Annotated in this window: 8 protein-coding genes; 5 read left to right on the forward strand and 3 right to left on the reverse strand. The window is 67.9% G+C overall.

Annotated features, from left to right (window positions below):
- The first annotated feature begins 67 nt into the window (after nt 1-67).
- Nucleotides 68-3,982: a DNA-directed RNA polymerase subunit beta' gene (locus J7I97_RS18890; protein WP_214936405.1), complete on the forward strand. Its 3,915-nt coding sequence runs from the start codon at nt 68-70 to the stop codon at nt 3,980-3,982.
- Between the two features lie 102 nt (nt 3,983-4,084).
- On the opposite strand, the gene J7I97_RS18895 is transcribed toward J7I97_RS18890, so the two are convergent.
- Nucleotides 4,085-6,520, reverse strand: a complete 2,436-nt coding sequence (locus J7I97_RS18895; RefSeq protein WP_214936407.1) for a YfhO family protein — start codon at nt 6,518-6,520, stop codon at nt 4,085-4,087.
- 592 nt (nt 6,521-7,112) lie between these two features.
- Between J7I97_RS18895 and rpsL the strand changes: the two genes are divergently transcribed.
- The 4 genes from rpsL to tuf all read left to right on the forward strand — a co-directional run bounded on the left by rpsL (nt 7,113) and on the right by tuf (nt 11,476).
- Nucleotides 7,113-7,484, forward strand: coding sequence for a 30S ribosomal protein S12 (rpsL, locus tag J7I97_RS18900; RefSeq protein WP_007265893.1), 372 nt, complete (start codon nt 7,113-7,115; stop codon nt 7,482-7,484).
- 2 nt (nt 7,485-7,486) lie between these two features.
- Nucleotides 7,487-7,957, forward strand: a complete 471-nt coding sequence (rpsG, locus tag J7I97_RS18905; RefSeq protein WP_007265894.1) for a 30S ribosomal protein S7 — start codon at nt 7,487-7,489, stop codon at nt 7,955-7,957.
- 39 nt (nt 7,958-7,996) lie between these two features.
- Entirely contained in the window at nt 7,997-10,129 is a 2,133-nt protein-coding gene (gene fusA / locus J7I97_RS18910) for an elongation factor G (RefSeq protein WP_214936409.1), read from the forward strand.
- Between the two features lie 153 nt (nt 10,130-10,282).
- Nucleotides 10,283-11,476 (forward strand): elongation factor Tu, encoded by a 1,194-nt coding sequence (gene tuf / locus J7I97_RS18915; protein WP_214936411.1) that lies wholly within the window; start codon nt 10,283-10,285, stop codon nt 11,474-11,476.
- A 99-nt stretch (nt 11,477-11,575) separates the two neighbouring features.
- On the opposite strand, the gene J7I97_RS18920 is transcribed toward tuf, so the two are convergent.
- The gene (locus tag J7I97_RS18920; protein WP_214936413.1) at nt 11,576-12,418 is read right to left on the reverse strand and encodes a helix-turn-helix domain-containing protein; all 843 of its coding nucleotides are present in this window, start codon (nt 12,416-12,418) and stop codon (nt 11,576-11,578) included.
- Between the two features lie 321 nt (nt 12,419-12,739).
- Complete coding sequence (locus J7I97_RS18925) at nt 12,740-12,994, reverse strand: hypothetical protein (protein WP_214936415.1); 255 nt, start codon at nt 12,992-12,994, stop codon at nt 12,740-12,742.
- Nucleotides 12,995-13,389 lie beyond the last annotated feature (395 nt).

A 13,389-nucleotide genomic window follows, 5' to 3' on the forward strand; every position in this document is an offset into this window, starting at 1 on the left:
CCCCGTCATCCCCGGGACCGTTCAGACCATGATTGAGACTCGACCCCGAAAGAGGGATTGACGCACAGTGCTCGACGTCAACTTCTTCGACGAGCTGCGGATCGGCCTTGCCACCGCGGACGACATCCGAACCTGGTCGCACGGCGAGGTCAAGAAGCCGGAGACCATCAACTACCGCACCCTCAAGCCCGAGAAGGACGGACTCTTCTGCGAGAAGATCTTCGGTCCGACCCGGGACTGGGAGTGCTACTGCGGTAAGTACAAGCGTGTCCGCTTCAAGGGCATCATCTGCGAGCGCTGTGGCGTCGAGGTCACGCGCGCCAAGGTGCGTCGTGAGCGGATGGGCCACATCGAGCTTGCCGCTCCCGTTACCCACATCTGGTACTTCAAGGGCGTCCCGTCGCGCCTCGGCTACCTGCTGGACCTCGCGCCGAAGGACCTCGAGAAGGTCATCTACTTCGCCGCGTACATGATCACGTTCGTGGACGACGAGCGCCGCACCCGCGACCTCCCGTCGCTGGAGGCGCACGTCTCCGTCGAGCGCCAGCAGATCGAGAACCGCCGTGACGCGGACCTCGAAGGCCGTGCAAAGAAGCTCGAGACCGACCTGGCCGAGCTTGAGGCCGAGGGCGCGAAGGCCGACGTACGCCGCAAGGTGCGCGAAGGTGCCGAGCGCGAGATGAAGCAGCTCCGTGACCGCGCCCAGCGCGAGATCGACCGCCTCGACGAGGTCTGGGCGCGCTTCAAGAACCTCAAGGTCCAGGACCTCGAGGGCGACGAGCTGCTCTACCGCGAGCTGCGCGACCGCTTCGGTACGTACTTCGACGGTTGCATGGGTGCCGCGGCGCTGCAGAAGCGCCTGGAGTCCTTCGACCTCGAGGAGGAGGCCGAGCGCCTCCGCGAGATCATCCGTACCGGCAAGGGCCAGAAGAAGACCCGTGCGCTCAAGCGCCTCAAGGTCGTCTCCGCGTTCCTGCAGACCAGCAACAAGCCCAAGGGCATGGTTCTGGACTGCGTGCCGGTGATCCCGCCGGACCTGCGTCCGATGGTGCAGCTGGACGGTGGCCGCTTCGCGACCTCCGACCTGAACGACCTGTACCGCCGCGTGATCAACCGCAACAACCGTCTGAAGCGTCTGCTCGACCTCGGTGCCCCCGAGATCATCGTGAACAACGAGAAGCGGATGCTCCAGGAGGCGGTCGACGCCCTCTTCGACAACGGCCGTCGTGGTCGCCCGGTCACGGGCCCCGGCAACCGTCCGCTGAAGTCCCTCAGCGACATGCTGAAGGGTAAGCAGGGTCGATTCCGTCAGAACCTTCTCGGTAAGCGTGTGGACTACTCCGCGCGTTCCGTGATCGTCGTCGGTCCGCAGCTGAAGCTGCACCAGTGTGGTCTGCCCAAGGCCATGGCGCTGGAGCTCTTCAAGCCGTTCGTGATGAAGCGCCTGGTCGACCTGAACCACGCGCAGAACATCAAGAGCGCCAAGCGGATGGTCGAGCGCGGCCGCACGGTCGTCTACGACGTGCTCGAAGAGGTCATCGCCGAGCACCCGGTTCTGCTGAACCGTGCGCCCACGCTGCACCGCCTCGGCATCCAGGCCTTCGAGCCCCAGCTGGTCGAAGGCAAGGCCATCCAGATCCACCCGCTCGTCTGCACCGCGTTCAACGCGGACTTCGACGGTGACCAGATGGCCGTGCACCTGCCGCTTTCGGCAGAGGCGCAGGCCGAGGCCCGCATCCTGATGCTGTCCTCGAACAACATCCTCAAGCCCGCCGACGGCCGTCCGGTCACGATGCCGACCCAGGACATGGTCCTCGGTCTGTTCTTCCTGACCACCGACGGTGAGCTCCGCGACGTCAAGGGCGAGGGCCGTGCGTTCGGCTCCACGGCCGAGGCGATCATGGCGTTCGACGCCGGCGAGCTCGCGCTGCAGTCGTCCGTCGACATCCGCTTCCCGGTGGGCACCATCCCGCCGCGTGGCTGGGTGCCGCCGGTCGCCGAGAGTGGGGACGACGGCGTCGGGGAGCGAGAGTTCCAGCCGGGCGACAGCTTCCGTCTGAAGACCACGCTGGGTCGTGCGCTCTTCAACGAGCTGCTGCCCGAGGACTACCCGTTCGTCGACTACTCGGTGGGCAAGAAGCAGCTCTCCGAGATCGTCAACGACCTGGCGGAGCGCTACCCCAAGGTCATCGTGGCGGCGACGCTCGACAACCTGAAGGCGGCCGGCTTCCACTGGGCGACCCGTTCGGGCGTCACCGTGGCCATCTCCGACGTCGTCGTGCCCGAGGCCAAGAAGGCCATCGTCGCGGGCTACGAGGCGATGGACGAGAAGGTCCAGAAGCAGTACGAGCGCGGTCTGATCACCAAGGACGAGCGCACGCAGGAGCTCATCGCGATCTGGACCAAGGCGACCAATGAGGTTGCCGAGGCGATGAACGCGAACTTCCCCAAGACGAACCCCATCTTCATGATGGTTGACTCGGGTGCCCGAGGAAACATGATGCAGATGCGACAGATCGCCGGTATGCGTGGTCTGGTGTCGAACGCGAAGAACGAGACCATCCCGCGTCCGATCAAGGCGTCCTTCCGTGAGGGCCTCACCGTTCTGGAGTACTTCATCTCCACGCACGGTGCCCGTAAGGGTCTGGCGGACACCGCCCTGCGTACCGCCGACTCGGGTTACCTGACCCGTCGTCTGGTGGACGTCTCGCAGGACGTGATCATCCGCGAGGAGGACTGCGGTACCGAGCGCGGCCTGAAGCTGAAGATCGGTGTCAAGGACGAGGCCGGCGTTCTGCGCAAGGCTGACGACGTCGAGACCTCCATCTACGCCCGCATGCTGGCCGAGGACGTCGTCATCGACGGCAAGGTCATCGCGCCGGCCAACGTGGACCTCGGTGACGTGCTCATCGACGCCCTCATCGCGAACGGCGTCGAGGAGGTCAAGACCCGCTCGGTCCTGACCTGTGAGTCCGCGGTCGGCACCTGTGCCTTCTGCTACGGCCGCTCCCTGGCCACCGGCAAGCTGGTCGACATCGGTGAGGCGGTCGGCATCATCGCCGCCCAGTCCATCGGTGAGCCCGGTACCCAGCTGACGATGCGTACCTTCCACACCGGTGGTGTGGCCGGTGACGACATCACGCAGGGTCTGCCGCGTGTCGTCGAGCTCTTCGAGGCCCGTACCCCGAAGGGTGTCGCCCCGATCTCCGAGGCCGCCGGCCGCGTGCGGATCGAGGAGACCGAGAAGACGAAGAAGATCGTCATCACGCCCGACGACGGCAGCGAGGAGACGGCGTTCCCGATCTCCAAGCGCGCCAAGGTCATCGTGCACGAGGGCGACCACGTCGAGGTGGGCCAGAAGCTCACCATGGGTGCCACCAACCCGCACGACGTGCTGCGCATCCTCGGCCAGCGTGCGGTCCAGGTCCACCTGGTCGGCGAAGTCCAGAAGGTCTACAACTCGCAGGGCGTGTCGATCCACGACAAGCACATCGAGATCATCATCCGGCAGATGCTGCGCCGCGTGACGATCATCGAGTCCGGCGACGCGGAGCTCCTGCCGGGCGAGCTCGTCGAGCGCTCGAAGTTCGAGACCGAGAACCGTCGTGTGGTCACCGAGGGCGGTCACCCCGCCTCCGGCCGTCCGCAGCTGATGGGTATCACCAAGGCCTCGCTGGCCACCGAGTCGTGGCTGTCGGCGGCGTCCTTCCAGGAGACGACCAGGGTCCTGACCGACGCGGCGATCAACGCCAAGTCGGACTCCCTGATCGGCCTCAAGGAGAACGTCATCATCGGTAAGCTCATCCCGGCCGGTACGGGCCTCGCCCGCTACCGCAACATCCGGGTCGAGCCGACCGAGGAAGCCAAGGCCGCGATGTACTCGGCCGTCGGCTACGACGACATCGACTACTCGCCCTTCGGCACCGGCTCCGGCCAGGCTGTCCCGCTGGAGGACTACGACTACGGCCCGTACAACGGCTAAAGCTCGTAAGAGGAAGCCCCCCGCAGCTCCGAGAGGAGCGGCGGGGGGCTTCTTCGTGTTCTGAGTGGCCCGGGCCACGCCCCTGGCCTGCGGTACGGGTCGTCAGGCGCGCCGGCGGCGGCGCAGGGCGGTGGCCAAGGACCTGGCCGTGGCCGAGGCGAGGGCCAGGAGGGCGAGGGTGGCGGCCGCGAGGCCCGGGGTGAGGCCCTTCGGGGTGAAGGTGCAGGTGAGGGTGCCGCCGTCGGAGGGGATGTCCATGGCGACCAGGCCGTGGAAGCCGCGCAGCGGGGCCGAGCAGTGCCAGCCGGGGATGTCCGTCATGGCGAAGACCGCGGTGCCCGTGGCGCCGCGGGGGAGGGTGGCCTCGATGGTGTGGCCGCCTGCCCTGACGGAGGTGGCTCCGGTGGCGGTGAGGTGGGCGATCTGCGCGTCGAGCTTCGTGCGGTCCAGGCAGCCGATGGGGTGGTCGGGGGCGTGGCCGCGGCTCTTGGTCCTGACGGTGACGTCGACCCTGCCCGAGGCGGGGACGGGGCCCAGCTTCAGGACGCCCGTCATGCGGTCCTCCAGGCGGTGCCGGGTGCCGGCGGAGAGGGCCGTGCCGTAGAGGGCGGGGGAGTACCAGTACGCCTCGGAGCCGGGCGTGCACCGGGCCCCGTAGGCCTGCTCGGTGGCGGTGCCCCCGCGGGTGACCCGCGGGACCTGGTAGACGGTGGCGCCCAGGGCGTTCTCCTGGCGGGCGTAGACGCTGGCGGCCGGGTTGGGGGAGGTGAAGGGCTGCGAGCGGACCGTGACCAGGGGTGGGGCGGGGAAGCGGGAGGTGGTCCAGCTGTTCGGGGCGGTCCCCGGGCGGACCCGGGCGCCGATCGAGAAGAGGGCGTCCAGGACCGGGTTGTCGGCGCCGAAGAAGGTCCGGCCGTCGTTCTTGTAGCCGTAGCCGAGGGGCTCCAGGGCCTGGTACGTGGCCTGCGGCAGGTAGCTGCTGTAGTACTGCGGGCCCTCCGCGCGCAGGGCCAGGGCGTCGTTGTACGAGGTCTGCGGCGCGCCCGAGTCCGTCCGGTATGCGGGCCAGCCGTCCACGCCTCGGACCGCTTCGAAGTGGCGGGTGATCGACTGGTTCGAGGTGACGGCAGGCTGCGCCCAGCGTTCCCGGGCCCGCCGGGCGTCCGCGTTGGCCGCGGCGGCGGTGGACTCGGCGAAGACCACTCCCACCATGAGCACGGCCGCTACGGGGACCAGCGCCCGGTGCTTGCCGGCCAGGGAGAGCAGGAGCAGGGCCAGGAGGGAGACCGCGCCGCCGCCGAGGACGGCGGGCCAGGTCCAGCCGCCGAAGTCGTCGGTGTGGCGGAGCGCGAAGGTGGCCGCGAGCAGGAGCCCCGCCGTGAGCGCGAGGTGGAGCGGGCGCGGCCGGTTGGCCAGCGCCAGCCAGGCGAGGATCACCACCATGCCGCTGAACACGAAGGCCTCGCGGTACGGATTGCCGTTGGGGACGGCGAGCCCGTGCCACAGGTACTGGGTCGGCGGGAACTGGAACGAGGCGGCCACCAGCAGCGTCGCCGCCGCCCACACCAGCCGGGTCTTCCGCGCGATCGCCGTGTTGAAGACGAAGGAGCCGGCCAGGATCAGCCCCAGCGAGGCCACGTACAGCCGCGGCCGGCCGCCCCACAGGTGGGTGGCGGGGAGCATCCCGGCGAGGAAGACATCCAGCCGCACCGGGTCGAAGGCGGCGGCCTTGGTCGGCTGGGCGGCCCCGCTGGACAGGAACGACGGCAGGAGGAGGGGCAGGGTGAGCAGGACCCCCGTCACGGCGGCCGTCGAGGCCCGCCAGAGTGCGCGCAGGCGCTCCGGGCCGGTCATGTCCCGGGTCGCCAGGCGGATCCCGAGCAGCACGCAGGCGGCCATCGTGGCCATCATCGCGGTGTAGAAGTTCCCGTACCAGGCGAGCGCCACGAACAGCGCCGCGCCCGGCCAGCGGCGGCCCTCCAGGCACCACTCGACGGCGATGCCGAGCAGGGGGAGGGCGACCAGGCCCCACAGCCACATGGGGATGTACGAGGCGTCGCTGAGCGCCCAGCCGCACAGGCCGTAGCAGGCGCCGAGGACGCCGCGCTGCCACCAGGGGCCGGGTTGCAGCTTGCCGAGGTACACCGTCATGAGGGCGGCGGCGGTGCCCATCGTGACCGGGGTGAGCGCGAAGACGGCGAGGTCCACGTGGGCGCGCGGGACCAGCACGGCCAGCCAGGAGAAGGGGTTGCCGAGGTACGTGTAGTAGTCGGACAGGAACTGCTGGCCGAAGCCGCCCCGCCAGGTGAAGAGCAGGTCGCCGGCGGCCTGGCCGTGGACCAGGTCCCACAGGGCGCGGTGGAAGGGCACGTACTGGTTGGCCTGGTCGTTGACGGCCCGGCCGGTGTCGCCGAAGGGGAACGTGCCGCGGGCCACCCAGGCCGCGCAGAAGGCGCCCGAGGTGATGAGGAAGGCGAGCAGGGGCCCGTAGAGGCGGGAGGGCCGGCGCCCGGCGGGGGCGGGCGGGCTGTCCGTCACCGGCTCCGAGGTGTCGGAGGGGCCGGGGCTGCCAGAGCCGCCCGATGCGCCAGAGCCGCCCGAGCTGCCAGAGCCGCCCGAGGCGCCAGAGGTCTCCGAGGTGCCAGAAGCGACCGTCCCCAATGTCCCGCTCCCCGATGCTCGTGCAGTTTGGGCCGAATTGCTGAGGCAGTGTAGTGCTCCGAGGCGCCAGGCCGGGGGTCGCGGAGTGTCGGTCGCGCTGGTGTCCGTACCACATGTGAGCGACTTCCGCACATCCGCGCTGCCGCTCCGGGGTGGCCGAGGGGCGTCGGACCGCCCTTCGGCCCTGCGGCGCCTGGCCTGCGGCTCCGCCGCGCATCGGTGGTGGTTGCCGTGGCAGGGCTTTTGTTTTGACCGGAGTGGATGCGGTAGGTACGCTCAGACCTTGTGCCTGGGGTGTGCCTGGGCTCCCGTGCGTGTCCATCAACCGCACTAGAGCCGCATCGGCCACCGCGATCCATGCGTTTCCGTGCTTGCGCGGAGGTCCGCCGGATCCGACACACCCGACCGCGTGGGTCGGCAAATGTTCCAGGTTAGCTTCACTACACGGCACACAGAAACCGGAGAAGTAGTGCCTACGATCCAGCAGCTGGTCCGTAAGGGCCGGCAGGACAAGGTCGAGAAGACAAAGACCCCCGCGCTTGAGGCTTCGCCCCAGCGTCGCGGCGTCTGCACGCGTGTGTTCACGACCACCCCGAAGAAGCCGAACTCGGCGCTGCGTAAGGTCGCGCGTGTGCGTCTGACCTCTGGCATCGAGGTCACCGCTTACATTCCGGGTGAGGGACACAACCTGCAGGAGCACTCGATCGTGCTCGTGCGTGGTGGCCGTGTGAAGGACCTGCCGGGTGTTCGTTACAAGATCATCCGCGGTGCGCTTGACACCCAGGCTGTCAAGAACCGCAAGCAGGCCCGCAGCCGCTACGGCGCCAAGAAGGAGAAGTAAGAATGCCTCGTAAGGGCCCCGCCCCGAAGCGCCCGGTCATCATCGACCCGGTCTACGCATCTCCTCTGGTGACCTCGCTCATCAACAAGATCCTCCTGAACGGCAAGCGCTCCACCGCTGAGCGCATCGTTTACGGCGCCATGGAAGGCCTCCGCGAGAAGACCGGCAACGACCCGGTCATCACGCTGAAGCGCGCGCTCGAGAACGTCAAGCCGTCCCTCGAGGTCAAGTCCCGCCGTGTCGGTGGCGCGACCTACCAGGTGCCGGTTGAGGTCAAGCCGGGTCGCCAGTCGACCCTCGCGCTGCGCTGGCTCGTGGGTTACTCCCGCGCCCGCCGCGAGAAGACCATGACCGAGCGCCTCATGAACGAGCTGCTCGACGCCTCCAACGGTCTTGGCGCTGCCGTCAAGAAGCGCGAGGACACGCACAAGATGGCCGAGTCCAACAAGGCCTTCGCGCACTACCGCTGGTAGTCCAACCCCACATCGAGACCGAGAGAAGACCGAAGCCTTATGGCTACCACTTCGCTTGACCTGGCCAAGGTGCGCAACATCGGCATCATGGCTCACATCGACGCGGGCAAGACGACCACCACCGAGCGGATCCTGTTCTACACCGGTGTGTCTTACAAGATCGGTGAAGTCCACGACGGCGCTGCCACGATGGACTGGATGGAGCAGGAGCAGGAGCGCGGCATCACGATCACGTCCGCCGCGACGACCTGCCACTGGCCGCTCGAGGACGTCGACCACACCATCAACATCATCGACACCCCGGGTCACGTTGACTTCACGGTCGAGGTGGAGCGTTCGCTCCGCGTCCTCGACGGTGCCGTCACCGTGTTCGACGGTGTCGCCGGTGTGGAGCCGCAGTCCGAGACTGTTTGGCGTCAGGCGGACCGCTACGGCGTGCCGCGCATCTGCTTCGTCAACAAGCTCGACCGTACCGGCGCCGAGTTCCACCGCTGCGTCGACATGATCAAGGACCGCCTCGGTGCGGTTCCGATCGTCATGCAGCTCCCCATCGGTGCCGAGATGGACTTCCAGGGCGTTGTCGACCTGGTCACCATGAAGGCGTTCGTCTGGTCCGCCGAGGCGACCAAGGGCGAGATGTACGACATCGTCGACATCCCGGCCACGCACACCGAGGCCGCTGAAGAGTGGCGCGGCAAGCTGGTCGAGACCGTTGCCGAGAACGACGACGAGATCATGGAGCTCTTCCTGAACGGCGACGAGCCGTCCGTGGAGCAGCTGCACGCCGCCGTCCGTCGCATCATCCTGAACTCCGGCAAGGGCAAGGGCGAGCCCACGATCACCGCGGTGTTCTGTGGTACGGCGTTCAAGAACAAGGGCGTTCAGCCCCTGCTCGACGCTGTCGTCCGCTACCTGCCGTCGCCCCTGGACATCGAGGCCATTGAGGGCCACGACGTCAAGGACGCCGAGGTCGTCGTGAAGCGCAAGCCTTCCGACGAGGAGCCGCTCGCGGCGCTGGCGTTCAAGATCATGAGCGACCCGCACCTCGGCAAGCTCACCTTCGTCCGGGTTTACTCGGGCCGCCTGGAGGCCGGCACTGCGGTGCTGAACTCCGTCAAGGGCAAGAAGGAGCGCATCGGCAAGATCTACCGCATGCACGCCAACAAGCGTGAAGAGATCGCCGCGGTGGGCGCCGGTGACATCGTCGCCGTCATGGGCCTGAAGCAGACCACCACCGGTGAGACGCTGTGTGACGACAAGCAGCCCGTGATCCTGGAGTCCATGGACTTCCCGGCTCCGGTCATCCAGGTCGCCATTGAGCCCAAGTCCAAGGGTGACCAGGAGAAGCTGGGTGTTGCCATCCAGCGTCTCGCGGAGGAGGACCCCTCCTTCCACGTTCACTCGGACGAGGAGACCGGCCAGACCATCCTCGGCGGTATGGGCGAACTGCACCTTGAGGTGCTGGTCGACCGTATGAAGCGCGAGTTCAAGGTCGAGGCCAACGTCGGCAAGCCGCAGGTCGCTTACCGCGAGACGATCCGCAAGGCCGTCGAGCGTCACGACTACACCCACAAGAAGCAGACCGGTGGTACCGGTCAGTTCGCCAAGGTGCAGATCGCGATCGAGCCGATCACGGACGCCGATGGTCCGGCGTACGAGTTCGTGAACAAGGTCACCGGTGGCCGCATCCCGAAGGAGTACATCCCTTCGGTCGACGCGGGTGCGCAGGAGGCCATGCAGTTCGGCATCCTGGCCGGCTACGAGATGACTGGCGTCCGCGTCATCCTTCTCGACGGTGGCTACCACGAGGTCGACTCCTCCGAGCTCGCGTTCAAGATCGCCGGTTCGCAGGCCTTCAAGGAGGCCGCGCGCAAGGCGTCCCCCGTGCTCCTTGAGCCGATGATGGCCGTTGAGGTCACCACGCCCGAGGACTACATGGGCGATGTCATCGGCGACATCAACTCTCGCCGTGGCCAGATTCAGGCCATGGAAGAGCGTCACGGCGCTCGCGTCGTGAAGGGCCTCGTGCCCCTTTCGGAGATGTTCGGCTACGTCGGAGACCTCCGCAGCAAGACCTCGGGTCGCGCCAGCTACTCGATGCAGTTCGACTCCTACGCCGAGGTTCCCCGGAACGTCGCTGAGGAGATCATCGCGAAGGCCAAGGGCGAGTAACTCTTCCGAGTACACGCTTTAGGCTTGTCACCGGCAGCCTCTGGGGCAACAGGAGCCACGCTCCCGTTGCCCCGGGGACCGGCCGGCTTTCCAGCAAAGATCACCTGGCGCCGATCTGTAAGGCGTACAGAACCACTCTCCAGGAGGACCCCCGTGGCGAAGGCGAAGTTCGAGCGGACTAAGCCGCACGTCAACATCGGCACCATCGGTCACATTGACCACGGTAAGACGACCCTCACGGCCGCCATTACCAAGGTGCTGCATGACGCGTACCCGGACCTGAACGAGGCCTCGGCCTTCGACCAGATCGACAAGGCTCCTGAGGAGCGCCAGCGCGGTATCACCATCTCCATCGCGCACGTCGAGTACCAGACCGAGGCGCGTCACTACGCCCACGTCGACTGCCCGGGTCACGCGGACTACATCAAGAACATGATCACCGGTGCCGCACAGATGGACGGTGCCATCCTCGTGGTCGCCGCCACCGACGGCCCGATGCCGCAGACCAAGGAGCACGTGCTCCTGGCCCGCCAGGTCGGCGTTCCCTCCATCGTTGTCGCCCTGAACAAGGCCGACATGGTGGACGACGAGGAGATCCTGGAGCTCGTTGAGCTCGAGGTCCGTGAGCTCCTCTCCGAGTACGACTTCCCGGGCGACGACCTGCCGGTCGTCCAGGTCTCGGCGCTCAAGGCGCTCGAGGGCGACAAGGAGTGGGGCGAGAAGCTCCTCGGCCTCATGAAGGCCGTGGATGACTACATCCCGACCCCCCCGCGTGACACCGAGATGCCGTTCCTCATGCCCGTCGAGGACGTCTTCACCATCACCGGTCGTGGCACCGTCGTCACCGGTCGTATCGAGCGTGGTGTCCTGAAGGTCAACGAGACCGTCGACATCATCGGTATCAAGGAGACCAAGACCACCACCACGGTCACCGGTATCGAGATGTTCCGCAAGCTGCTCGACGAGGGCCAGGCGGGCGAGAACGTCGGTCTGCTCCTCCGTGGCATCAAGCGCGAGGACGTCGAGCGCGGCCAGGTCATCATCAAGCCCGGTTCGGTCACGCCGCACACCGAGTTCGAGGCCCAGGCCTACATCCTGTCGAAGGACGAGGGTGGCCGTCACACCCCGTTCTTCAACAACTACCGCCCGCAGTTCTACTTCCGTACCACGGACGTCACGGGTGTTGTCACCCTGCCGGCCGGCACGGAGATGGTCATGCCGGGCGACAACACCGAGATGACGGTCGCGCTGATCCAGCCGGTCGCCATGGAGGAGGGCCTGAAGTTCGCCATCCGTGAGGGTGGTCGTACCGTGGGCGCCGGCCAGGTCACCAAGATCACGAAGTAATTTCGTGCTCTGACCTGGTAGCTCGCGCGAGCGGGCACCATGTTTGACAGAAGGGCCCCTCCCTTGTCGCCTCGGCGGCGGGGGAGGGGCCCTTTGTCGTCAGGCGGCGGCTTCCCGGCAGCCCCCACAGAGCCCTGGGGCGGGGGAGCGGAAGGCCAGGCCGCAGGACTCGGCCTCGCAGGTCTGGAAGGGATGGGGCGGTACGTAGGCGGGTGCGCGCGGTGTGGCGGGCAGGGCGGGCGGCAGCTGCTCGGTGAGCCGGTGGGCGACCAGCCCGGCGGGGTTGCGGGGCGGTGACGGGAGATTCGCGGTGAGGGCGGCCCCGACGGCACCCGGGCTGACCCCGCGCTCCAGCCAGGCCTCCACGGCGGGCGCGAGGCGGTCGATGTCCTGCTGCCCGAGGACGAGGCGGGAGTCGAGACGGCGCAGGTCGCCGAGGACGGTGATCGCGGCGGCCCGGCGCCAGTGGTTGTCGGGGTTCACGGGCCGGGGCAGCGGCGCCCGGCCCGCCCGAGGCGGCGTCGGTGGCATGGGTGGCGCCGGTGACGTCTGCGACATCGGATTCGGCGGAGCGGTCGTCGCCGTCGGCGGCGGTGCCGGTGGCCGCGCCGGGGGCGGTTCGTCGTCCACGGGGAGGCGGCCGGGGCGGTTGTAGGACACGGTCCGGGTGACGACCTGCCCGCCGGGGAGCCGTACGCGGGTCCGCTCCAGGTACCCGTGCACCTCCAGCTCGCGCAGGGCGCGGGCGATGCGGTGCTCGCTCTCGGGGAAGCGGCCTGCGAGGTCCTTGATGCCGATGCGGGTGCCGGTCGGCAGCGACTGGATGTACACCGCGAGCCCGATGGCGACGAGCGAGAGCTCGGCGTGCTGGGCGAGGTGGTTGCCGTCAGCCTGGTTCCGAACCGAGGCGCACGAGAGCACGCTAATCTTCGGGCTATCCATCGGGAAGGTTGTGTCTTCCTTGCTGGCTAGGCCCTCGGTCGGGATTGCGAGTCCCGCCGGGGGCCGAGGTATGTCTGGAGTTGTCGCGGCGAGCGTATGCCAGACAACCCCCCACCAAGCCAGCCCAGTTGGCGTAGTTCACCCATGTGAGCGACGGCCCCCCGACGGGAGGCTGGAGGGGTTTGGCAGGGTCCTTTGGGCGCGGTGGGGTTAGACGTATGGGGGACCACGGTGAAGCACCGGCTGTGGCGGACGTTGACGTGGATGGCACCGGATCGGGGGGCCGCCCCACCGCATCGCGGCCCCCGCGACCCGGTGGACTCAGCCGCCGGGGCCGCCGACGAGCAGCTCTTTGCGACCGATCCGCCCGGCCCCGTCGCCGACGAGGGTGACCTTGGCGAGGGGCGCACGACGCCTGGTCTCCGGCCGGGGCGGATACCAGCGGAGCGCGGTCAGCCGCACCTCGACCCCTGGCACGCCGACGGCCCGGAACACCATTCCGACCTGCGCCTCGCCGGTGAAGCTCGCCGCGACGCACACCAGCTCATCTGCGGAACTCTTCGCGACCTGATACACGGACAGCCGCACCGCGGTCGGCGGCGCGGGCTGCGTGTCGGCACAATCGGCGAGTTTTTCCTTTCTCCGAAGGACCAGTGCGCTAGTCGTTCAGGAGGTCGTGAAGGTAGTCGCCGAGTCCGCCTGGATGCGAGCTCGCATCGACTCCTCTCAGGTATGCGGCGATGTCGGAATCGAGAAACTCTGAGAGCTGTAGCAGGGCGTTCAGCTGGGCTTCCAGAGCGCCACTGTCCGTCTCCTGAGCTGCGCATACGGTTAGTACGCCCGCCAGGAGTCCCCCAACTGCCGGCGAGCAGCCGCTGACCCAATCTGTCACTTCGTCTGCGGCGGTCTGGCGCTGTTCGGCATTCAGATCCGTGGCCTGCCGGATGAAATGTAGAACCCTGCTGGAGGGG

The organism is Streptomyces sp. ISL-87 (assembly GCF_018614095.1).
Taxonomy (GTDB): domain Bacteria; phylum Actinomycetota; class Actinomycetes; order Streptomycetales; family Streptomycetaceae; genus Streptomyces.

Coding starts and splice junctions, on each gene's coding strand:
- fusA (WP_214936409.1), top strand. CDS start 7,997: ATGGCTACCACTTCGCTTGACCTGGCCAAGGTGCGCAACATCGGCATC.
- rpsG (WP_007265894.1), top strand. CDS start 7,487: ATGCCTCGTAAGGGCCCCGCCCCGAAGCGCCCGGTCATCATCGACCCG.
- J7I97_RS18920 (WP_214936413.1), bottom strand. CDS start 12,418: ATGGATAGCCCGAAGATTAGCGTGCTCTCGTGCGCCTCGGTTCGGAAC.